Source organism: Klebsiella sp. GFKo11 (assembly GCF_056490265.1).
This window is the reverse complement of sequence record NZ_CM151369.1, coordinates 462,284-484,470: the sequence shown is the minus strand read 5'-3', so window position 1 is coordinate 484,470 and position 22,187 is coordinate 462,284. Positions and strand designations below refer to the sequence as shown.

The 22,187-nt window shown below is 54.6% G+C and carries 14 protein-coding genes; 3 read left to right on the top strand and 11 right to left on the bottom strand.

Annotation, left to right across the window (positions count from 1 at the left end; genetic code table 11):
- Nucleotides 1-10: 10 nt before the first annotated feature.
- Together malQ and malP are read right to left on the bottom strand one after the other, a co-directional pair.
- Nucleotides 11-2,104, bottom strand: a complete 2,094-nt coding sequence (gene malQ, locus AC07P6_RS02185; protein WP_478315577.1) for a 4-alpha-glucanotransferase — start codon at nucleotides 2,102-2,104, stop codon at nucleotides 11-13.
- 10 nt (nucleotides 2,105-2,114) lie between these two features.
- A complete protein-coding gene (gene malP, locus AC07P6_RS02180) occupies nucleotides 2,115-4,505 on the bottom strand; it encodes a maltodextrin phosphorylase (RefSeq protein ID WP_182235139.1) in 2,391 nt (796 codons plus the stop codon).
- 621 nt (nucleotides 4,506-5,126) lie between these two features.
- Between malP and malT the strand changes: the two genes are divergently transcribed.
- Nucleotides 5,127-7,832, top strand: coding sequence for an HTH-type transcriptional regulator MalT (gene malT / locus AC07P6_RS02175; RefSeq protein WP_182235140.1), 2,706 nt, complete (start codon nucleotides 5,127-5,129; stop codon nucleotides 7,830-7,832).
- Here the strand turns inward: malT and rtcA are convergent.
- The 3 genes from rtcA to AC07P6_RS02160 form a co-directional block, all read right to left on the bottom strand.
- Entirely contained in the window at nucleotides 7,829-8,848 is a 1,020-nt protein-coding gene (gene rtcA / locus AC07P6_RS02170) for an RNA 3'-terminal phosphate cyclase (RefSeq protein ID WP_478315576.1), read from the bottom strand. The two genes, malT and rtcA, sit on opposite strands and share 4 nt — an antisense overlap.
- Nucleotides 8,849-8,852: 4 nt before the next feature.
- Entirely contained in the window at nucleotides 8,853-10,064 is a 1,212-nt protein-coding gene (rtcB, locus tag AC07P6_RS02165; RefSeq protein ID WP_478315575.1) for an RNA-splicing ligase RtcB, read from the bottom strand.
- A 310-nt stretch (nucleotides 10,065-10,374) separates the two neighbouring features.
- Nucleotides 10,375-11,928, bottom strand: coding sequence for a vWA domain-containing protein (locus AC07P6_RS02160; protein ID WP_478315574.1), 1,554 nt, complete (start codon nucleotides 11,926-11,928; stop codon nucleotides 10,375-10,377).
- A gap of 188 nt (nucleotides 11,929-12,116) precedes the next feature.
- Between AC07P6_RS02160 and rtcR the strand changes: the two genes are divergently transcribed.
- A complete protein-coding gene (gene rtcR / locus AC07P6_RS02155; protein ID WP_478315573.1) occupies nucleotides 12,117-13,715 on the top strand; it encodes an RNA repair transcriptional activator RtcR in 1,599 nt (532 codons plus the stop codon).
- Here the strand turns inward: rtcR and AC07P6_RS02150 are convergent.
- From AC07P6_RS02150 to glpE, 3 genes are read right to left on the bottom strand one after another with little or no spacing between them, the layout of a single operon-like run.
- Entirely contained in the window at nucleotides 13,697-14,455 is a 759-nt protein-coding gene (locus AC07P6_RS02150) for a DeoR/GlpR family transcriptional regulator (RefSeq protein WP_110274938.1), read from the bottom strand. The two genes, rtcR and AC07P6_RS02150, sit on opposite strands and share 19 nt — an antisense overlap.
- A 19-nt stretch (nucleotides 14,456-14,474) precedes the next feature.
- The gene (gene glpG, locus AC07P6_RS02145) at nucleotides 14,475-15,305 is read right to left on the bottom strand and encodes a rhomboid family intramembrane serine protease GlpG (RefSeq protein ID WP_110274937.1); all 831 of its coding nucleotides are present in this window, start codon (nucleotides 15,303-15,305) and stop codon (nucleotides 14,475-14,477) included.
- A 59-nt stretch (nucleotides 15,306-15,364) separates the two neighbouring features.
- Nucleotides 15,365-15,694 (bottom strand): thiosulfate sulfurtransferase GlpE, encoded by a 330-nt coding sequence (gene glpE, locus AC07P6_RS02140; RefSeq protein WP_110274936.1) that lies wholly within the window; start codon nucleotides 15,692-15,694, stop codon nucleotides 15,365-15,367.
- Nucleotides 15,695-15,899: 205 nt separating this feature from the next.
- On the opposite strand from glpE, the gene glpD reads away from it, so the two are divergent.
- Nucleotides 15,900-17,408: a glycerol-3-phosphate dehydrogenase gene (gene glpD / locus AC07P6_RS02135; RefSeq protein ID WP_478315572.1), complete on the top strand. Its 1,509-nt coding sequence runs from the start codon at nucleotides 15,900-15,902 to the stop codon at nucleotides 17,406-17,408.
- Nucleotides 17,409-17,493: 85 nt separating this feature from the next.
- On the opposite strand, the gene AC07P6_RS02130 is transcribed toward glpD, so the two are convergent.
- From AC07P6_RS02130 to glgP, 3 genes are all read right to left on the bottom strand, one after another.
- The gene (locus tag AC07P6_RS02130; RefSeq protein WP_478315571.1) at nucleotides 17,494-18,093 is read right to left on the bottom strand and encodes a hypothetical protein; all 600 of its coding nucleotides are present in this window, start codon (nucleotides 18,091-18,093) and stop codon (nucleotides 17,494-17,496) included.
- On the bottom strand, nucleotides 18,093-19,592 hold the full coding sequence (locus AC07P6_RS02125; protein WP_478315570.1) for a PstS family phosphate ABC transporter substrate-binding protein: 1,500 nt from the start codon (nucleotides 19,590-19,592) through the stop codon (nucleotides 18,093-18,095). Before AC07P6_RS02125 ends, AC07P6_RS02130 begins: the two co-directional genes overlap by 1 nt.
- Before the next feature lie 133 nt (nucleotides 19,593-19,725).
- The gene (glgP, locus tag AC07P6_RS02120) at nucleotides 19,726-22,173 is read right to left on the bottom strand and encodes a glycogen phosphorylase (RefSeq protein WP_110274929.1); all 2,448 of its coding nucleotides are present in this window, start codon (nucleotides 22,171-22,173) and stop codon (nucleotides 19,726-19,728) included.
- Nucleotides 22,174-22,187 lie beyond the last annotated feature (14 nt).

Sequence of the window (22,187 nt, the reverse complement as noted above, 5' to 3'; positions counted from 1 at the left end):
CAAACAGGTATCAGGCAGGCTTCTTCTTACTCGCCAACTTCCGCCGCTTATCCAGGTCCTTGATCAGCTTATTCACCTGCTCATCGGCAAACATTGCCTCCAGCGTGGTGGAAAGCTTGCGCCGCCAGTTTGGATACTCCGTACTGGTGCCCGGAATATTGACCGGCTCGGCCATCTCCAGCCAATCCTCCGGCTGCAGGCCCAACAGCGCGCTGTTGCTGTCGGCAATATAACGCTGCATCCCGCGATTGAGGGTCGACGTCATCGCCATCAGCGATGCTTTATGCCCGGTGCGTTTTGGCAGGCAACCATAGCGGTGCAGCGCATCCAGCAGCCCCTGCTTCGCCAGCTCGCGATCCTGATACAGCCCGCGCAGCACCACCTCATCCGGATACAGGCCCAGCGATTTACCCAGCGTCAGGTCGCCGCTTTCCCAGTAGCCGCGCAACGTTGGCAGGTCATGCGTCGTAGCCACAGCCATTGATTGCTCCGGATACGCCTTCGGCGCACGGAAAGTCTTCTCGTGGTCATTTTCGAAATAGAGCACTTTATAGGAGTAAACACCGCTTTTGCGCAGCTTACCGACGATCTCAACCGGCACGGTACCCAGATCTTCACCGATCACCATACAGCGATGACGCTTACTCTCCAGCGCCAGAATCGACAACAGGTCATCCACTGGATACTGCACGTAAGCGCCGTGATCGGCGGTTTCACCGTAAGGGATCCACCACAGACGCAGCACCGACATGACATGATCGATGCGCAGCGCACCGCAGTTTTGCATATTAGCGCGCAGCAGTTCGATAAACGGCTCATAGGCGCGCGCCACGATGATATGCGGATCCATCGGCGGCAGGCCCCAATTCTGCCCCAGCGGGCCAAGAATATCCGGCGGCGCGCCGACGGAGGCTTTCAGGCAGTACAGCTCACGGTCGCACCAGGTTTCCGCCCCGCCTTCCGCAACGCCCACCGCCAGGTCGCGATACAGCCCAATCGGCATGGCGTCGTTTTGGCTGGTGTGCCAACAGGCGGCAAATTGGGTATAGGCGAGCCACTGCAGCCACAGGTAAAAATTCACCTCATCGGCATGCTCGGTACAGAACGTCTTAACTTCCGGGCTATTGGTGTCCTGATAAGCCTTAGGCCAGGCCGGCCAGCCCCAGCGCATCGGATCCTGCTTAACCTGCCAGGCGTGCAGCGCGTCAAACGCCGCCTGCCAGTACAGACTTTCACCCTCGCGCGTCACAAACTGGCGAAACTCAGCTGTTGCTTCATCATTGCGCGCGGAGAAACCTTTCCACGCCACGCGCAGCGCGGTGATTTTCAACGCGGTCACGGCGCTATAGTCGACGTCATCGGTCTCACGCGCAGCCAGTAACGCCCGCTGCGTAGCCGGTGATTGCCACCATTTCTGCGCCTCTTTGCTCTGACGGAAATCCTCTACTGCATTAACATCAATATAGATAACATTGAGCCAGCGGCGTGAAGAGGGGCTGTACGGGCTGGCGCTCTCCGGGTTAGCCGGATAGAGCGCGTGAATCGGGTTGAGGCCGATAAACGAACCGCCGCGACGGGCGATTTCCGGCAGCATAACGCGTAAATCGCCGAAATCACCAATTCCCCAGTTTTTCTCCGAGCGCAGCGTATAAAGCTGCACGCAGGTACCCCACAGCTTCTTGCCATCCTTCAGCGCCTGCGGCTCGTAGCAGCGCACGGGCGCGACGATAGCCCGGCAGTGCCAGCGATCGCCGTCCTGAGTCAGCGTCAGCGTGTGATACCCTTCCGGCAGCCTTGCTGGCAGCGGCAGCGTTTCACCGCCGCGCACCTGGCCTTGATACTGTTTGCCATCTTCAGTGGTGAGGATCCAGTGGAACTCACCCTGACCAGCCACCGGCAAAGACATCTTTTTGCCGTGGGTAAACACCTGCACCACAGGAAGCGGGTTAACCGCCACCTTCGTGGCGATTGTTGTCCGATGCATCGCATCAAGCAGGCGCTGCTTGGTGGTTGCCGCGATCGACTGCGGCTTACCATGGGCGTTGATATAGCTTGGGCTGATTCCCGCCGCCAGGGCAGCGTTATCAAGGCGTTTAGTCTCCATAGGCCTGTCCTTAGCGTTTTGCCTGCCAGATACGTTGCTGATAATCGCGAATGGAGCGGTCAGAGCTGAACATGCCGCAGCGCGCAGTATTCAGAATCGTCGCCCGAGTCCAGGCCTCCTGGTCGCGATACAGCTCATCAACCTGCTTCTGCGCCGCCACGTAGGCTTCGAAATCTGCCAGCACCAGGTACGGGTCACCCCCTTTCAGCAGGCTATGCAGCATCTGGTCGAAAGCATGCTTATCGCCATCGCTATATTTGCCGCTTTCCAGCTCCTTGAGCACCGCATCCAGCAGCTTGTCTTTCTTACGCCATTTCAGCGGATCGTAACCTTTGGCCTTCAGGGCTTTCACTTCTTCCACGGTATGACCGAAGATAAAGATGTTTTCTTCCCCTACCTGCTCAGCGATTTCAACGTTCGCGCCGTCCAGAGTTCCGACGGTCAGCGCACCGTTCAGCGCCAGTTTCATATTGCCGGTACCGGAGGCTTCTTTGCCCGCCGTAGAAATCTGCTCGGAGATATCCGCCGCCGGAATCAGCATTTCCGCCGCCGACACGCAGTAATCCGGCAGGAACACGACCTTCAGCTTATCGCCAACCAGCGGATCGTTATTGATCGCTTCAGCAACTTTGTTGATCGCCCAGATAATATTCTTCGCCAGATAATAGCCTGGCGCCGCCTTCGCGCCGAACAGGAACACGCGCGGTACGCGGTCTGCCTGCGGATTTTCACGAATTTCTTTGTACTGCGCGAGGATATTCAGCAGGTTGAGGTGCTGACGTTTGTACTCGTGCAAACGTTTGATCTGAATATCGAAAATCGCCTGCGGGTTAATCTCAATCCCGGTACGCAGCTTCACAAACTCCGCCAGGCGAACCTTGTTGGCCAGCTTAATGTCGCGGTACGTCTGACGGAACTTCGCATCGTCAGCGTATTTTTCGAGGTTAATCAGCTGGTCGAGGTCGTTGGCCCACTCTTTCTTCAGCGTCTTATCCAGCAGCGCGGCCAGAGCCGGGTTGCACTGTTTGATCCAGCGGCGCGGAGTAATACCGTTGGTGACGTTGTGGAATTTATTCGGCCACAACTGGTGATATTCCGGGAACAGGTCTTTCACCACCAGGTCGGAGTGCAGCGCAGCAACGCCGTTAACCGCAAAGCCGCTCACCACGCACATGTTCGCCATACGAACCTGTTTGTCATGCACTACCGCCAGCTTCGCCCAAACCTGTTTGTCGCCCGGCCAGGTTTTATCCACCAGCTTTTTAAAGCGGTCGTTAATTTCTTTGATGATCTGCATATGACGCGGCAACAGCGCTTTCACCAGCTTCTCATCCCAGCACTCCAGCGCTTCCGGCATCAGGGTGTGGTTGGTATAGGCGAAGGTTTTACTGGTAATCGCCCAGGCGTCGTCCCAGCTCAGCTGATGCTCGTCGATCAGCACGCGCAACAGTTCCGGGATCGCAATCGTCGGGTGAGTATCGTTCAACTGGATGACTTCGTAATCCGCCAGCTCCGCCAGCTTACGACCCGCCAGATGATGGCGACGCAGGATATCGGCAACCGAACAGGCGCACTGGAAGTACTGCTGCATCAGACGCAGTTTTTTACCCGCCTGATGATTATCGTTCGGATAGAGGACTTTCGTCAGTTTTTCCGCGTCGATACCCTGCTGCTCAGCACGCAGGAAATCGCCGTCATTGAATTTGGTCAGGTTAAACGGATGCGCGTGTTTGGCCTGCCACAGACGCAGCGGTTGCGCGACGTTGTTGCGATAGCCCAGCACCGGCAGATCCCAGGCTTCTCCAGTAATCACGAATGCCGGTACCCATTCGCCGCCTTTGGTGACTTTACCGCCGAGTCCAACCTGCACATCCAGCGCTTCATTGTGGCGGAACCACGGGTAGCTGCTACGTCCCCAATCATCCGGCGCTTCCATCTGCTGACCATCAGCAAAAGATTGACGGAACAGGCCGTATTGATAGTTCAGGCCGTAACCGGTCGCCGACTGGCCGACGGTCGCCATAGAATCGAGGAAACATGCCGCCAGACGGCCTAACCCACCATTACCTAAACCTGGATCGATTTCCTCTTCCAGCAGGTCGGTCAGGTTGACGTCATGCGTCTGAAGCTCATCACTTACCCCTTGATACCAGCCAAGGTTGAGCAAATTATTGCCGGTCAGACGACCAATCAGAAACTCCATGGAGATGTAGTTTACATGGCGCTGCCCTTCGGCTGGTTTCACGACTGGTTGAGCCGACAACAGCTCGGCTAGCGCGCCGCTCACGGCACGCCACCATTGGCGCTGAGTCATCTCACAAGCGGACTGTAATCCAAAATGCTGCCACTGACGCGTCAGTGCAGCCTGAAACTGAGCTTTGTTAAAAGTAGTCTGTGACATAAGAAATCCGGGTCCTTTACTAAAACAGTTAGCGTTAGTGTGCCGACCTCCCGGAGTCACGTCCTCATCCCGCCAGGGATTAGCCGGGGAGGAGTAGCAGGGATGAGCGAAAAGTGTGATCTTGGGCACTATTACGTTAGCTTACTGGCGAAATTATGCTGGAAAATTCGCCACATCGGAACAACAATTCTCCCGCTACCTGCCGCATGAAAATGTGTTACAAGCCAAGATGAGAAAAGTAAGCAAAATGCCGCTTTGTAAATATTGAGAAATAAAAGTAAATATCGTGGGAATAAGCGGACTTTAATACAGAAATAACTCAAAAGGGTGACTTATAAGAATTCACTGAGAATAATTTAATAAAAACAAACAACTACTAGTATTGTAAAAAAAGATTAGCTTATTGTGCCTAAAAATCCCGCAAACCCAGTAACCGCGCACGCTGTCACCCATTTATGTGAATTTCACTCTATGTCAAAATTTGTGACATAGAGCAAATTCAAGAGCATAAAACTCGGACATAACTTGCAATAAAATTCATTATGGTCGACCTTATTAGATATTAATTACGAAGCGCAAAAAAATTCGCAATTCCTCCCTTGCACAGCGAAATGTAGAACTATGTTGATTCCGTCTAAATTAAGTCGTCCGGTCCGCCTTGAACACACCGTGGTTCGTGAGCGATTACTGGCGAAACTTTCCGGCGCGAACAATTATCGTCTCGCGTTGGTAACCAGCCCGGCTGGATACGGTAAGACCACGCTCGTTTCTCAATGGGCGGCGGGGAAAAATGACCTTGGCTGGTTTTCGCTGGATGAAGGCGATAACCAACAGGAGCGTTTTGCCAGCTATCTGATCGCCGCCATTCAGCAGGCCACTGGCGGCCACTGTGCGGCCAGCGAAACCATGGTGCAAAAACGCCAGTACGCCAGCCTGCCCTCCCTCTTCGCGCAGCTCTTTATCGAGCTTGCCGACTGGCAGCGCCCATTATTCCTGGTGATCGATGATTACCATCTGATCAGCAATCCGGTTATTCATGATGCGATGCGCTTCTTCCTTCGTCATCAACCGGAAAATATGACCCTGGTGGTGCTGTCGCGTAACCTGCCGCAGCTCGGTATTGCCAACCTGCGCGTACGCGATCAGTTGCTTGAAATTGGTAGCCAGCAGTTGGCCTTCACTCATCAGGAAGCCAAACAATTTTTCGACTGTCGTCTCAGCTCGCCAATCGAGGCCGACGACAGTAAAAGGCTGTGCGACGATGTCGCCGGTTGGGCCACCGCGCTCCAGCTCATCGCCCTCTCCGCCCGTCAGAACAATACCTCCGCTCATCATTCCGCTCGCCGTCTTGCCGGTATCAACGCCAGCCATCTTTCCGACTATCTGGTCGATGAAGTGCTGGATAATGTCGATCCGCGAACGCGTAACTTCCTGCTGAAAAGCTCGCTGCTGCGTTCAATGAACGATGCGCTGATCGTCCGCGTGACCGGCGAAGAGAACGGTCAGATGCAACTGGAAGAGATTGAGCGTCAGGGGCTATTCCTGCAGCGGATGGACGATTCCGGCGAGTGGTTCCGCTACCACCCGCTGTTCGGCAACTTCCTGCGTCAGCGCTGCCAGTGGGAACTGGCGGTTGAACTGCCGGAAATTCATCGTGCTGCCGCCGAAAGCTGGATGGCGCAAGGCTTCCCGAGCGAAGCCATTCACCATGCCCTGGCGGCGGGTGATGCAAAAATGCTGCGCGATATTCTGCTTAATCACGCGTGGGGCATGTTTAACCACAGCGAGCTGGGTTTGCTGGAGCAGTCTCTGGCGGCGCTGCCGTGGTCAAACCTGCTGGAAAATCCGCGTTTGATTCTCTTACAGGCCTGGCTGATGCAGAGCCAGCACCGCTATAGCGAAGTGAATACCCTGCTGGCCCGCGCCGAGCAGGAGATGGATGCGGAAATGGATACCGCTATGCACGGCGACTTCAACGCTCTGCGCGCCCAGGTGGCGATTAACGCCGGCGACCAGGAAGAAGCCGAGCGCCTGGCAATGGTGGCCCTCGACGAACTGCCGCTAGCCAGCTACTACAGCCGCATCGTTGCCACCTCGGTACATGGTGAAGTGTTGCACTGCAAAGGCCAGTTGAGTAAATCTCTGGCAGTGATGCAGCAAACCGAACAGATGGCCCGCCGCCATGACGTCTGGCATTACGCGTTATGGAGCATGATCCAACAAAGCGAAATTCTCTTTGCTCAGGGGTTTCTGCAGGCTGCCTGGGAAATTCAGGAAAAAGCCTTCCAGCTCATCCGCGAACAGCACCTCGAACAGTTGCCGATGCATGAATTCCTGCTGCGCATTCGTTCCCAACTGCTGTGGGCGTGGGCGCGGCTGGATGAAGCGGAAACCTCCGCGCGTAACGGCATGGCGGTGCTTTCAACTTATCAACCGCAGCAGCAGCTACAGTGTCTGACGCTAATGGTGCAGTGCTCGCTGGCGCGCGGTGACCTGGATAACGCGCGTAGTCATTTGAATCGTCTGGAAAACCTGCTTGGCAACGGTCATTACCATAGTGACTGGGTATCCAATGCCGACAAAGTCCGGGTGATTTACTGGCAGATGATTGGCGACAAAGCCGCTGCGGCAAACTGGCTACGCCAGACGCCAAAACCGGAGTTCGCCAATAACCACTTCCTACAGAGCCAGTGGCGGAACATCGCCCGCGCGCAGATCCTGCTCGGTGATTTCGATTCCGCCGAAATGGTACTTGAAGAGTTAAATGAGAATGCCCGTTCGTTGCGTCTGATGAGCGATTTGAACCGCAACCTGCTGCTGCTCAACCAGCTCTACTGGCAAGCAGGGCGTAAAAGCGAAGCGCAGAAAGCCCTACTGGAAGCGCTCACCCTCGCCAACCGCACCGGGTTCATTAACCACTTTGTGATTGAAGGCGAAGCGATGGCACAGCAGCTACGCCAGCTGATTCAGCTCAACACGCTGCCGGAGCTGGAACAGCATCGTGCTCAGCGCATTTTACGTGATATTAACCAGCATCATCGCCACAAATTCGCCCACTTTGACGAAGGTTTCGTTGAACGCTTGCTGAACCATCCGGAAGTCCCGGAACTGATCCGCACCAGCCCGCTGACCCAGCGTGAATGGCAGGTGCTGGGGCTAATCTACTCCGGCTACAGCAACGAGCAGATAGCCGGTGAGCTGGACGTCGCGGCGACCACCATAAAAACCCACATTCGTAACTTGTATCAGAAGCTTGGCGTGGCGCACCGACAGGATGCCGTACAGCATGCCCAGCGATTGCTCAAAATGATGGGGTATGGGGTTTAACCCCGTACCTGAATAAGATAGCCGCCGTCAAGCGGTTCACAGCTAAACCTCACCGGTAAAAACCGTTCGACCACCGCGATATTCGTCAGCAGATGCGCTGACGTTTTCGCCACGGTAAACGCGCCTTCTCCCGCCAGCGCTAGCGGTAAAATCAGCTGGTCAGCCAGATATTCCCCCACCGCCGCCGGGCTTGCGAGATAGCGTTTTGCCTCCGATGCCAGCTGGTGCGCGACCTTTTCCGCGCTCACGCCTTTGGTGCCAAAGGCGATAAACAGCTCCGTCAGATGCACGCTCTCAACGGTCAGCGACAGCGTATTTCCCGGTCCGGCACCACCTTCCAGCACCCGAACTTTCTTATCCGTCAGCGGAAACCAGGCTTCCAGCGCCATCAATTCGCGCTCGCCAACGTGGTAAGGAACTGCCGCCAGCAGGGCTTCGGCGTGAATACTCACCGTTTCACCCCGCGATATCAGTTGCAACCCGCTCAACGCCTTAACCGGCTCAACGTCGGTGGTTACCGCACCGCCGCCTGCCGGATAAAAGCCATGTTTTATCAGGGTGGTGCGCTGGTTTATCCCCATCTTCACCAGCAGTGGTTCCCAGACGCGGCAAATAAAATCCGCACTGGGAGCGGCCTGATTGTGAGTTCCGCCATGCACCTCAATACGTGCGCCAGCGTCGGCAAACCACAGCGCTGGAAGCACGGTTTGCAGCACCAGCATGCAGCTACCTGCGCTACCGATGGCAAATTTATACTCCCCACCGCGAACCCGTCCCGGAGCAAAGCGTAACCGCTGCGAGCCCAGTTCATCGCCGCTGACCTCGGCACCACAGATTTCCTTCGCCGCCAACACCGCCGTTAAATGCTGGCGCAGAAGACCCGGCTTAGCCCGCCCGGCGCGAATGCCAGTAATCTCAAACGGCTGGCCGGTTATCATCGACAGACTCAGCGCCGAGCGCAAAATCTGCCCGCCGCCTTCTCCCTGCGCGCCGTCCAGCACGATAGTCCTTTCCATTTTGTTATCCCTTAACGCACACCACCTGACGCAGCGTATGCACAATTTCCACCAGATCGGATTGCGCGGCCATCACCGCATCAATGTCCTTATAGGCCATCGGAATCTCGTCTATGACATCCGCATCCTTACGACATTCTACATGCGCGGTGGCGCGAATCTGATCGTCGACGCTAAACAGTTTTTTCGCTTTGGTTCGGCTCATCACCCGTCCGGCGCCGTGGCTGCACGAGCAGAACGACTCTTCGTTACCCAGGCCGCGCACAATAAAGCTTTTCGCCCCCATGGAACCCGGAATGATCCCAAACTGCCCCTTCTGCGCGGATACCGCGCCTTTACGGGTCACGAAGATCTCTTCACCAAAGTGCTGCTCTTGTTGCACATAGTTATGGTGGCAGTTAATCGCCTCCATGTTGAGCGTAATGGGTTTATCCACGCATTTCTGTAGCGCTGCCAGCGTATTTTCCATCATCGCATCACGGTTCAGGCTGGCGAACATCTGCGCCCAGCTCACCGCTCGCAGATAATCGTCAAAGTATTCAGTACCTTCATCAAAATACGCCAGATCGCGGGACGGCAGAGTTTCCAGTTGATCCTGCATCTCCTGCTGCGCCAGGCCGATAAAATACGTACCGATGGCATTACCTATTCCACGTGAACCGGAGTGCAGCATAATCCACACCTGATCGGCCTCATCCAGGCAAATTTCAATAAAGTGGTTACCGGTTCCCAACGTTCCCAGATGCTTATGGTTATTGGTGTTCAAAAAACGCGGATATTTTTGCGTTAACCACTGATATCCCGCCTCCAGCTGCGCCCATTTCTCATCCACGTTGACCGGAGGGTTTTCCCATGCGCCAACGTCACGACGGCTACGCGTATTGGAACGACCGTGCGGCACGGCGGTTTCAATTGCCTGACGCAGCACCGGAAGATCGGGGAGATCCGCCGCCGTTAAGCTAGTACGCAGCGCGTTCATTCCACAACCGATATCCACGCCCACCGCGGCCGGGATAATCGCCCCTTTGGTCGGGATCACGCTACCGATGGTCGATCCTTTACCCAAGTGCACATCCGGCATCACGGCAATATGTTTGAAAATAAACGGCATTTTTGCCGTATTGATCAACTGCTGACGAGCATCGTCTTCTACCGGCACGCCTTTAGTCCACATTTTTACCGGTGCATTCTGGGTAGTCATTAATTCGTAATTCATTGTCTTTTCTCATTTTATTAATAGGGTGGCGACAAGTTTTATGGCGGATCGTTATCAGTATGCTCTATCTGATTGAGCTACAGAGGCTTGCTCCGGCAGGATTTGCACCTGCAACCTTACCGTCCCATGTAGATTCGCCGGCATTCGCCGAAATTCATTAAAAATGGCGACAAGTTAATGTGAATACACCGCTCTACCATTGAGCTACAGAGCCAGGCTCTGACGGGACTCGAACCCGCAACATATGTAGATCCACAGGCATTCGTGCCTTCAGCGTTGCGCAAAAACTGTGCGCCGCGCTGAATACTCTTTACAGCACCACAGACTCGATCTCTTCCAGCCAGTGCTCGCTGCCGTAGCGACCGTTAACAAAGTTATCAATCACCGTAAATACCTCGTCGCTAAAACCGCCGACGTTTAAAATATCGCCCCGTTCCATTGCCTGGGTGGTGCCGTAAGGCAGCAGGTCGATGCACACCAGACGCGCCAGCGGGTTACGTTTTTTCAGTTCAACCCAGCACTCCATGGTGGCCGTCGAGCCGTGGCGCGACTTATCCATCCAGGATTCGTTATCCGACACCATAATCACCAGATCCACCCGCGCCCGTTCGGCCAGCAGCGTGCGCAGCGGCGCGGAGCAGTTGGTGCCGCCACCGCCCACCGCCGCCAGCTTTTGCGCGTTGTGCATCACCGACTGCTTAGCATCAAGCGCGACGTTCACCACATCGCATTCAAATGGCAGCACGCGGGCCTGCGGGTGGTTACGCAGTACGGCGGCGGCAATCAGCCCGGCGACGTCCACGCAGCGAATTTTGCTGGTTGCCCCCTGGCGATGGCCAGTTACCGGTGAACGCATCGACCCGGACACGTCCGGGCAAACCACCACGTTGCCGCGAAACTGTGGCACGTTTTCCAGCGCGTATTCCATTGCCTGCTCTAAGGCCTCGCCGATAACCTGCGGCACGCTGCTTTGCAGATTGCTCCACGCCGACAGCAGCTGGTAAGGATAGACCCAGGACTGACGCACCTGCGCCCTGTCCGCCAGCCGTTTCGCCACGCTGGCGGCAAGCGTTGCATCCTCAAACACGCCGTGACGCGCCAGGGTATTCAAATTTATACGCAGCGTTTGCCAGCTCATCCGCTGGGCCAGCAGTGCCCACTGTTCAGTACTTAGCGGCGAGTGAGTCAGTAGTAAAAACGGTACATCCGGTAAGGCCGCGCCTTCACGACCTTCGCGAAACGCCAGCAGCGCCTGCGTTTTCTCCGGCAACTGCGCTTTGTCGCACGGCTTGCCAATTAGCCAGGCAAAGAAAGCGTCGTGCCACGAAGCCTGTGGACGCGGGTGCACCATCTTCACGATATCCGCCAGCGATGGCGAGTTGCCTACCGAAGCCTGCAATAAGCGCTCTTCGCTGGCCTCCTGTAGCCAACGCTGAACCAGCTTCTTCGGCCGCGTGCCCAGCGAGCGCCGACCGGTGACGCCGCTGCGCAATATCTGCACGAAGTTACGCAGCATCCGACCATTGTTAATTACTCGCGCAAACACCACCGGCAGCAGCGCCGAACCTCGCGCCGCCAAAAGTGCGGTCAACAACGCGGGCATATCTTTCATCATTCCCCGCTCGCGGCCATAAATCGCCAGCTTCGCAAGAAACAGATCGTCCAGGTCTTTCGCTATCTCCAGAACATCACTGAGCTGTGCCTGAGCGCTGGCATAAAAGGTCTCGTTCATGCAGCCGGTCATCACCATCTGCGCCAGCTTATGGCGCGGGGTGAAGGCAAAAGCCGCTGCACGTTCGTGGTTTTGCGCATTTGCCAGCGGCGCGTCCCGTAACAGTGAACGGAACAAAAGTGGATTAGCCATCTGTTTTCCCATTTCCGTTATTCTCCATGCCATGACTATTGCAACCACCGTGCCAGATTTTAAAAATGATTATATTTTATTGATTTTTATGAATTAATTACTTCCCTCTTCGTTTTAACGAAAAAACCGCTGCGCGGCATAAGCCAAAAGACGATAATTAAATATCGTCTTTTATAAGGAAATCTAAGATGCGCAAAACAGTCGCTTTTGGTTTTGTCGGTACGGTATTGGATTATGTTGGCCGCGGCAGCCAACGCTGGGAAAAATGGCGACCAACCTTAAGCCTGTGCCAGCAGGAAACGTTAGTCGTCCATCGCCTGGAGCTGCTGTATGACGCGCGTTCGCGGGGGCTGTTTGAAACCTTAAAACAGGATATCGCCAGCGTATCACCGGAAACGGAAGTCATTGGCGTCGAGATAGCCATCCGCAATCCATGGGACTTCGAAGAGGTTTACGCCTGCCTGCATGATTTCGCCCGCAGCCACAGGTTCCATCCTGAAGATGAAGACTATCTGATTCACATCACTACCGGCACCCACGTCGCCCAGATCTGCTGGTTTTTACTGGCCGAAGCACGCTATCTCCCGGCGCGGTTAGCCCAGACCTCACCACCGCGTAAGAAAGATAAGCCGCATAGCACGGGCGAAGTGACGATCATCGACCTCGATCTCAGTCGTTACAACAATATCGCCAGCCGCTTTGCCCAGGAGCGCGAAGAGACGCTTAACTTCCTGAAATCCGGTATCGAGACCCGCAATCCGCATTTCAACCGCATGATCGAGCATATTGAGCGCGTCGCCATCCGCTCCCGTTCACCCATGTTGCTTAACGGCCCGACCGGCGCGGGCAAATCATTTTTGGCCCGCCGCATCTATGAATTAAAGCTGGCACGCCATCAGTTTAGCGGCGCGTTTGTTGAGGTGAACTGCGCGACTCTGCGCGGCGACACCGCAATGTCGACGCTGTTTGGTCATGTCAAAGGGGCGTTTACCGGCGCGCGGGAAGAGCGTGCCGGTCTGCTACGCAGCGCCAACGGTGGGATGCTTTTTCTCGATGAGATTGGCGAACTGGGGGCAGATGAACAAGCGATGCTGCTCAAAGCTATTGAAGAAAAACGCTTTTATCCCTTCGGTAGCGACCAGCAGGTGAGCAGTGATTTCCAGCTTATCGCCGGTACCGTGCGCGATTTACGCCAATTGGTTGCCCAGGGTAAATTCCGCGAGGATCTGTATGCGCGTATCAATCTGTGGACGTTTGAACTGCCGGGTCTGCGCCAGCGGCAGGAAGATATCGAGCCGAACCTCGATTATGAAATTGAGCGTCATGCCACGCTGACTGGCGATAGCGTGCGCTTCAACACCGAAGCACGTCGCGCCTGGCTGGCCTTCGCCACCTCACCACAGGCGGCGTGGAGCGGCAACTTCCGTGAGCTTTCCGCCAGCGTCACCCGTATGGCAACCCTGGCGGACAACGGTCGCATCACGGTAAACACGGTAGAAGATGAGATTGAGCGCCTGCGCTATAGCTGGAATGATAACCGCCCCTCAGTGCTCGATGCGCTATTAGGGGCGGAGGCGGAAAATCTGGACCTGTTCGACCGACTGCATCTGCAAAACGTCATTGTCGTATGTCAGCAGGCAAAAACCATTTCCGATGCCGGACGCCAACTCTTTAACGTCTCACGCCTCGGTAAAGCCACCATCAACGATGCAGACCGGCTGCGAAAATATCTCGCGCGCTTTGGCCTGACCTGGGAAACGCTGAAGAATCAGCACAGCTCCAGTTGAAGGTTGTTGTCGGTTATCACTTTCAGCACGCCAGCTGGCGGCATCACGTCGGTGTAGACTGCATCGACCATGCTGATGCTGCCCATATTGACCATCGCGTTACGGCCAAATTTAGAGTGGTCAACAACCAGCATCACGTGGCGCGAGTTTTCAATAATCGCCCGTTTGGTGCGCACTTCGTGGTAGTCAAACTCGAGCAGCGAGCCATCGCTGTCAATGCCGCTGATGCCGAGAATGCCGAAATCAAGGCGGAACTGGGAGATAAAGTCCAGGGTCGCTTCGCCGATAATACCGCCATCGCGGCTGCGCAGTTCGCCGCCCGCCAGAATAATGCGGAAATCCTCTTTCACCATCAGCGTATTAGCGACGTTGAGGTTATTGGTGACGATGCGCAGGTCGTTATGGTTCAACAACGCATGGGCCACCGCTTCAGGCGTGGTGCCGATATCGATAAACAGCGTCGCGCCGTCAGGGATTTCACTCGCCACCTTGCGGGCAATACGCTCTTTCTCCTGGGTTTGGGTCGACTTCCTGTCGTGCCAGGAAGCGTTCACCGAACTGGAAGGCAGCGCCGCGCCGCCGTGGTGGCGCAAGATCATTTTTTGTTCGGCTAAATCATTCAGATCGCGACGAATGGTCTGCGGGCTGACGGCAAACTGCTCAACCAGCTCTTCAGTACTGACGTATCCTTGTTTTTTTACCAGCTCGATAATCGCGTCATGACGTTGTGTTTGTTTCATGAAATATCCCTGGGAGTCTCTACGTTCGCTTTCGCACATTCTGCGTATCAACAAACGCCATCGCCAGCCCGGTCGCCAGACCAGCCACGTGGGCACCGTTCGCGATCGACATGCCGAAAACGTCAAACCAGCCAGCAATTAACCATACTAAAGAGAAGAGTATCAAGCCGCGCTGCAAAAAAATGCCGCTTTGCGGGTCGCGTTCGCCGCGTAGCCAGACATAGCCCATCAGCGCATAGACCACACCCGATAAGCCACCAAACCACGGACCGCTAAACTGATGTTGAACAAAGCCGCTCAGCAGGGCGCTGATCACGGTAATCACCACCAGCTTTCCGCTGCCGATGCGCTTCTCCACCGCTCCGCCGAGGTACCACCACCATAGCAGGTTGAACAGAATGTGCATCAGCGAGAAGTGCATGAAAGCGTGAGTAAAGTAACGCCAGACCTCAAATTTCAGCGAAGGATCGTAGGGCCAGGCCAGCAGTAGCATAACCGGCTGATCGCCAAGAACTGTTTGCAGCACAAACACTGCAATACAGGCGAATAAAATCCCCCATGTAAACGGCCCGGCGTTGTGGCGAAGCGTCGCTAAAAAGGGGAAACGCTGATAGTGCAGGCCGCTATTGGTGTGCCCCGACTGCCAGCTGGCAGCCAGATAGCGCGGATCGGCAGGATTTTCCAGAAAGCGGGCCAGCTCGGCATGAACCCGCCCGGCCTGGCTCTCATCAGCAAGCCAGACATCGCTCTGCGTATGCTGCTGGATAGTCAGAATAATCCCCTGCGTCGCCATATAGTCGACAAACGCCTGGGCCACGCGAGGGTTGGCAAAAGAGGTAATCATTAACATGCAGCGGATCGCTTATTCCACACAAAGGGGGATATTATAGCCATAACCTGCGCTAACGCCTAAAGCGCGCCATGCGCTACTTCCGCCGGAAAATGCCGATGCCAGGCATCAAATCCGCCATCCACGCTGTACACCTTGTCGTAGCCCTGCTGGAGCAGATACTGCGCGGCGCCTTTACTGCTATTGCCGTGATAACACATCACCATAACGGCCGTCTCAAAGTCGTTATCGCGCATAAACGCACCCAGCGTATCGTTGGTCAGATGAAAAGAGCCCGGCGTATGCCCCATCGCGTAGCTCTGCGGGTCGCGAATATCCACCAGCACCGCCGTCTGCTGATGCATTTTCTGGTGGGCTTCTTCTACGTTAATACATTCAAAGTGATCCATATGCTCTCTTCTCTATATAGGCAGGCGGCTGATAAGCGCTCGCGATTTTACCGTCTAGTGTACAGCCAGGCGGTAAATAAACGCCAATATGTTACACACATCACTCTGAAATGTTTTTTTGATGTTACCAATGACGCGATTGTTTGCTATATTGAGCGATATCGAACATTTGTGAACTTAAACGAAAGTGTAAGAGGTAGCGAGCGTGGAAACCAAAGATCTGATTGTGATAGGAGGAGGCATCAACGGTGCCGGTATCGCGGCAGACGCCGCAGGGCGTGGTTTATCCGTGCTGATGCTGGAGGCAAACGACCTGGCCTGCGCCACGTCCAGCGCCAGCTCAAAACTGATTCACGGCGGGCTGCGCTACCTTGAACACTACGAATTCCGCCTGGTGAGCGAAGCGCTGGCCGAGCGTGAAGTGTTGTTAAAAATGGCTCCGCACATCGCCTTTCCGATGCGCTTTCGTTTACCGCATCGCCCGCACCTGCGCCCGGCCTGGATGATCCGCATCGGTCTGTTTATGTACGATCATCTGGGCAAGCGCACCAGTTTACCCAGCTCAACTGGATTGCGTTTTGGCTCGGAATCGGTACTTAAACCTGAAATCGTGCGCGGTTTCGAATATTCCGACTGCTGGGTTGATGATGCGCGTCTGGTGCTGGCCAATGCCCAAATGGTCGTGCGTAAAGGTGGGGAAGTGCGTACGCGTACCCGCGCTATTTCCGCAAAGCGCGAGAACGGTTTGTGGATTGTCGAAGCGGAAGATATTGATAGCGGCGAGAAGTTCAGTTGGCAGGCGCGCGGTCTGGTGAATGCCACCGGCCCGTGGGTCAAACAATTCTTTGACGACGGTATGCATCTACCATCGCCCTATGGCATCCGCCTGATTAAGGGTAGCCATATTGTCGTGCCGCGCGTGCATACCCAGAAGCAGGCCTACATTCTGCAAAACGAAGATAAACGCATTGTGTTTGTGATCCCGTGGATGGACGAATTCTCAATAATCGGTACCACCGACGTTGAGTACAACGGCGATCCGAAAGCCGTGGCGATCGATGACAAAGAGATCAACTACCTGCTGAACGTCTATAACGCGCATTTTAAAAAGACGCTCTCTCGCGATGATATCGTCTGGACTTACTCCGGCGTGCGTCCGCTGTGCGATGACGAATCCGACTCACCGCAGGCGATCACCCGCGATTACACTCTCGATATTCATGATGAGAACGGGCAGGCTCCGCTGCTGTCAGTGTTTGGCGGCAAGCTCACCACCTATCGTAAGCTTGCCGAACACGCGCTGGAAAAACTAACGCCTTACTACAAAGGCATCGGCCCGGCATGGACCAAAACCGCCATTCTGCCCGGCGGCGATATCGGTAGCGACCGTGATGATTATGCGGCAAAGCTGCGCCGTCGCTTCTCATTTATCAGCGAGTCATTGGCACGCCACTACACCCGAACCTACGGCAGCAATAGCGAGTGGATCCTCGGTGAAGCCACGTCACTGGCCGATCTCGGCGAAGATTTTGGTCACGAGTTTTACGAAGCAGAACTAAAATACCTGGTCGAACATGAATGGGTACGAACCCTGGACGATGCGATATGGCGGCGAACCAAGCAGGGAATGTGGTTGAACGCCGAACAGCAGGACCGCATCAGCGAATGGCTGGTGCAGCACGTGGGAAAGTCTGAGCTGTCGCTGGCGTCGTAAAGCCGATGCGGGGTGACGAACCGGTTCTGGTTCGTCGCCTATCGTGCCGCATTCTTGTCAGGTGGCGGCTAACGCCTTACCTGACCTACGAGAACCGCATACGGCATCGGGCCAAAGCGTAGTAGAGAGAAAAAACGGAAGCTGCGTTGTGCGCTGAAACAGTAATGGCAGCAGATGTTAAAATGAGCAGGTACTCGGTAGCGGCGAAAAAGATGATAGCTCTGTTCGATAATACGATGAAAACATCTGCCACGTTGGCGTATTCTCTAAGCGCACGAATTGCGATAACGCTTCGCTGGCGATGAAAACCCAGCGCGGAGAACGCTATCGTGAAATCATCGTGAGTTTCACGCTCACAGGTATGCATTGGCTCATTTTCAATATAAGGATCAAAGTCCAGCGCCGCTCCGCAGTCGCTAATGCGGTTAATCGTATCGGGATCCAGAGAAAACCCCGGCCAGATACCGCTGGATATTAAGCCAATTCCCAACATAACATCGTATGCGCGCAGTCCTTCCAGCCCCTGCATCCCGATAAATTTCTCACTTTCATCGAGAACCTGATTAATCAGCTCCGCTACGATATCTTTATGCCAGACGGTGGACCCACATCGCGCAATTCGAATATCAGCGCCGCTGGCAGGATCAACGCCCGCCAGCTGTATATATAATTTAACCTCTTCCATTATTCTGCCACCGGATACAGCGGCACATAGCCCACATCCTGCACCAACCGCTGCCCCTGCGGGCTGACAAACCAATTCACCAGTTTTTGCGTTTCCGTCGTCGGGTTTTCACGAGTGACCATATAAACATCCGCAACGTAGGGATAGGTCCCGTTATGAATATTTTCTACTGAGGGTGCGATGCCATTGATTGCAAGTAGCTGAATATATTTGTTGTCATTCATCTGGGTTGCGTAATAGCGGAAGGTGTAGCCAATCGCCCCACGCGTATTTTGATATTCGGCGACCTGATTAATTACGCCGTTCATTGAGGTTGCGACTTCCGTCTCGGTTGGCCGCGCCATCGGCATACCCTGCATCACCTTGGCTAACATTATCGTCTGGCTACCGGAATCCTCCGGGCGCTGCCAGGGCTGGATAATCTTATTCTCCCCGCCGACATCGCTCCAGCGAGTAATTTGCCCGCTAAAAATATCGCGGATTTGCCCTTCGGTAAGCGACTGAACGGGATTTTCGTTGTTGGTAATAAACACAAAAGCCTCACGAGCGAAGGCGGTATAAATCAGTTTTACACCGGATGCTTCCGCCCGTTGTTTTTGTCCTGCGGAAGGTTGAGCGACGAAAATAATATCGGTTTTGCCCGCGATAAGATTATTCCAGGCTTCAGGCGTACGTGAGTTTTGCAGATACTCCCATGACCGGGCATCAGCAGGTAATACGCTCAGGCCATAAAACGCTGACGCGTACAGCGGCAACGCTGCCGTCGCCCCGTCCATTCGCGGCCAGTTATGCATTAATTTTAATTCAGGCTCCCCCTGCAAAGCAGTGAGCTTGCTATTTTCGGCAGGTTCAAAATCACCGGAATTAATACGTTCGCTGATGGTACGCGTGGAATCATTCGAAGGGTATTTTTCGCTATATTGCCATGCCTGATAAGCCGCATAGCTGCTCAACAACGCAATAATGACCAGCATAATACGCCGACAACAGCCGGCATTACCGGTGCTCAAGTTCAGGCGCGATCCGCTATATCCCAGCATAAAGCAAAGCTGTGTTCCGACCGGAATAACGACAATGCCCCAATACCAGCCGCTCAGAATAGAGATGACGTTAACACCAAGCCAGGGCAGCAGCGTTATGGTCTGCCAGATAGCCCCAATATTGCGAAAACTCAGCCCTGCCCACTGCAGTAGAATGATCCAGGTTAGAAGCGCCAGCAGCGCGGGTAAGAGCAGCAGGCAATCACGCCATTCAGCCCTTTCTTCCGTTATATTCTCATGCGCCCACAGGCGACCGCTGGCAAACATTGCGCCGCCGCCCAGCATAAACATCAGCAGCGTTGTAACATCCGAGACGCGGGTGGGGACGTTAATGCTATCCTCAACAATGGCAACCAATGCCCCAAACGTCCCAACCACGAAAGCAACCACATGCGTTAATATCGGAACGCCAATAAATGCCATTACTATCGACAACAAAAGCCATTTTGCGTTTTTCATTTTTCCATCCGCAAATCCCTGCTATGGCCGGAGTATAAGCCGTCTGTCCTCTTCTCCCTCCCCTGCACTTATCTGAAATAACGGCATAAAAAAACGGGGCCATCATTTGGCCCCGTTCTCAAGGTTTAACCCACTACAGCCTGACCGGGTCGATATGCCAGATATGATCGGCGTACTCTTTAATCGTACGGTCGGAGGAGAAATAGCCCATATTGGCAATATTGAGCATCGCTTTATTGGCCCACTCTTCCGGATGACGATACAGTTCGTCCACCTTATCCTGACAATCCACATAGCTGCGGTAATCTGCCAGCACCTGATAGTGGTCGCCAAAGTTAATCAGCGAATCCAGCAGGTCGCGATAGCGGCCCGGCTCCGACGGACTGAACAGACCGGTGCCGATTTGCGTCAGCGTCTGATGCAACTCTTCATCCTGCTCGTAGTATTCGCGCGGTTTGTAGCCACTGGCTCGCAGCGCTTCAACTTCTTCCGCGGTATTACCGAAGATAAAGATATTGTCTTCGCCGACGTGCTCCAGCATCTCAACGTTAGCGCCATCCAGCGTACCGATAGTTAACGCGCCGTTGAGCGCGAACTTCATATTGCTGGTCCCGGAGGCTTCAGTTCCCGCCAGCGAAATCTGCTCAGAGAGATCCGCCGCCGGAATGATCAACTGCGCCAGGCTCACGCTGTAGTTAGGAATAAACACCACTTTCAGCTTATCGCCAATCTGTGGATCGTTATTCACCACCGCCGCCACGTCGTTGATCAAATGAATAATATGCTTGGCCATGTAGTAAGCGGAAGCCGCTTTCCCGGCGAAGATATTCACTCGCGGCACCCACTCGGCATCAGGATCGGCCTTAATGCGATTGTAGCGAGCAATCACATGCAGCACGTTCATCAGCTGGCGTTTGTACTCGTGAATACGCTTGATCTGCACGTCAAACAGCGCTTTCGGGTTCACCACCACGTTAAGCTGCTGGCCGATGTAGTTCGCCAGCCGCTGCTTGTTCTCAAGCTTGGCCTGCCGTACCGCTTTATTCACCGTCGGATAGTCAATGTGCTGCTCCAGCTCCTTAAGCTGGCTCAGGTCGGTACGCCAGGTACGACCGATATTCTCATCAAGCACTTTCGACAACGGCGGGTTGGCCACCGCCAGCCAGCGGCGAGGCGTCACGCCGTTGGTAACGTTGGTAAAGCGCATCGGGAAAATTTTCGCAAATTCAGCGAACAGCGACTCCACCATCAACCGGGAGTGCAGCTCAGACACGCCGTTAACCTTATGGCTGACAACCACCGCCAGCCAGGCCATGCGCACGCGACGACCATTAGACTCATCGATAATCGATGTGCGGCCCAACAGCGCGGTATCGCTGGGATACTGTTCCTGCAAGGTCTTCAGGAAGTAGTCATTAATCTCGAAAATAATCTGCAAATGACGCGGCAGGATTTTACCCAGCATCTCAACAGGCCAGGTCTCCAGCGCTTCGCTCATCAGGGTATGGTTGGTGTAAGAGAAGACCTGGCAGGTCACCTCAAACGCCTCATCCCAGCTGAACTTATGCTCGTCAATCAGCAGGCGCATCAGCTCAGGAATCGACAGCACCGGGTGGGTGTCATTGAGGTGAATGGCGATTTTATCCGCCAGATTGGCGTAGGTTTTATGCAGCTGATAGTGACGGCTGAGGATATCCTGCACCGTCGCCGAAACGAGGAAATATTCTTGACGCAAGCGCAGCTCGCGCCCGGAATAGGTGGAATCATCCGGATAGAGCACGCGGGAGACGTTTTCAGAGTGGTTTTTATCCTCTACCGCCGCGAAGTAGTCACCCTGGTTGAATTTCCCGAGGTTAATTTCGCTACTGGCCTGGGCGCTCCACAAACGCAGCGTGTTAGTGGCGTCGGTATCAAAGCCAGGGATAATCTGGTCATAGGCTTCGGCGAGGATCTCTTCGGTTTCCACCCAGCGCGAGTTTTTACCTTCCTGCTGAATACGTCCGCCAAAACGGACTTTATAGCGAGTATTATGGCGCTCAAACTCCCACGGGTTACCATATTCCAGCCAGTAATCCGGGGACTCTTTCTGTCGTCCATCGACGATGTTCTGCTTAAACATGCCGTAGTCGTAGCGAATACCATAACCGCGGCCCGGTAAACCCAGCGCCGCCAGAGAATCGAGGAAGCAGGCCGCCAGGCGACCCAGACCACCGTTGCCTAAGCCGGGGTCGTTTTCTTCGTCAATCAGCTCTTCAAGGTTCAGCCCCATCTCTTCCAGCGCGTTGTTGACGTCGTCATAGATCCCCAACGACAGCAGCGCATTAGACAAGGTTCGGCCAATCAAAAACTCCATCGACAGGTAATAGACCTGACGAACCTCCTGCGAAAGCTGGGCGCGGTTTGAGCGCAGCCAGCGCTCCACCATGCGATCGCGAACGGCGAACAGCGTGGCGTTGAGCCATTCATGCTTGTTAGCGATAGCCGGATCTTTGCCGATGATAAACATCAGTTTATAAGCAATAGAGTGTTTTAACGCCTCAACGCTCAGCGTGGGTGATGAGTAGCTAAAAGGTACATTCATAGCGTTGGCTCCTG

Bases quoted from the DNA above. Each gene is read 5' to 3' on its own strand.
- AC07P6_RS02160 (WP_478315574.1), bottom strand. From the start codon at position 11,928: ATGGCTAATCCACTTTTGTTCCGTTCACTGTTACGGGACGCGCCGCTG.
- AC07P6_RS02150 (WP_110274938.1), bottom strand. From the start codon at position 14,455: ATGAAACAAACACAACGTCATGACGCGATTATCGAGCTGGTAAAAAAA.
- rtcA (WP_478315576.1), bottom strand. From the start codon at position 8,848: ATGGAAAGGACTATCGTGCTGGACGGCGCGCAGGGAGAAGGCGGCGGG.
- rtcR (WP_478315573.1), top strand. From the start codon at position 12,117: ATGCGCAAAACAGTCGCTTTTGGTTTTGTCGGTACGGTATTGGATTAT.
- malT (WP_182235140.1), top strand. From the start codon at position 5,127: ATGTTGATTCCGTCTAAATTAAGTCGTCCGGTCCGCCTTGAACACACC.
- AC07P6_RS02125 (WP_478315570.1), bottom strand. From the start codon at position 19,592: ATGAAAAACGCAAAATGGCTTTTGTTGTCGATAGTAATGGCATTTATT.
- AC07P6_RS02130 (WP_478315571.1), bottom strand. From the start codon at position 18,093: ATGGAAGAGGTTAAATTATATATACAGCTGGCGGGCGTTGATCCTGCC.
- malP (WP_182235139.1), bottom strand. From the start codon at position 4,505: ATGTCACAGACTACTTTTAACAAAGCTCAGTTTCAGGCTGCACTGACG.
- malQ (WP_478315577.1), bottom strand. From the start codon at position 2,104: ATGGAGACTAAACGCCTTGATAACGCTGCCCTGGCGGCGGGAATCAGC.
- glpE (WP_110274936.1), bottom strand. From the start codon at position 15,694: ATGGATCACTTTGAATGTATTAACGTAGAAGAAGCCCACCAGAAAATG.
- rtcB (WP_478315575.1), bottom strand. From the start codon at position 10,064: ATGAATTACGAATTAATGACTACCCAGAATGCACCGGTAAAAATGTGG.
- glgP (WP_110274929.1), bottom strand. From the start codon at position 22,173: ATGAATGTACCTTTTAGCTACTCATCACCCACGCTGAGCGTTGAGGCG.
- glpG (WP_110274937.1), bottom strand. From the start codon at position 15,305: ATGTTAATGATTACCTCTTTTGCCAACCCTCGCGTGGCCCAGGCGTTT.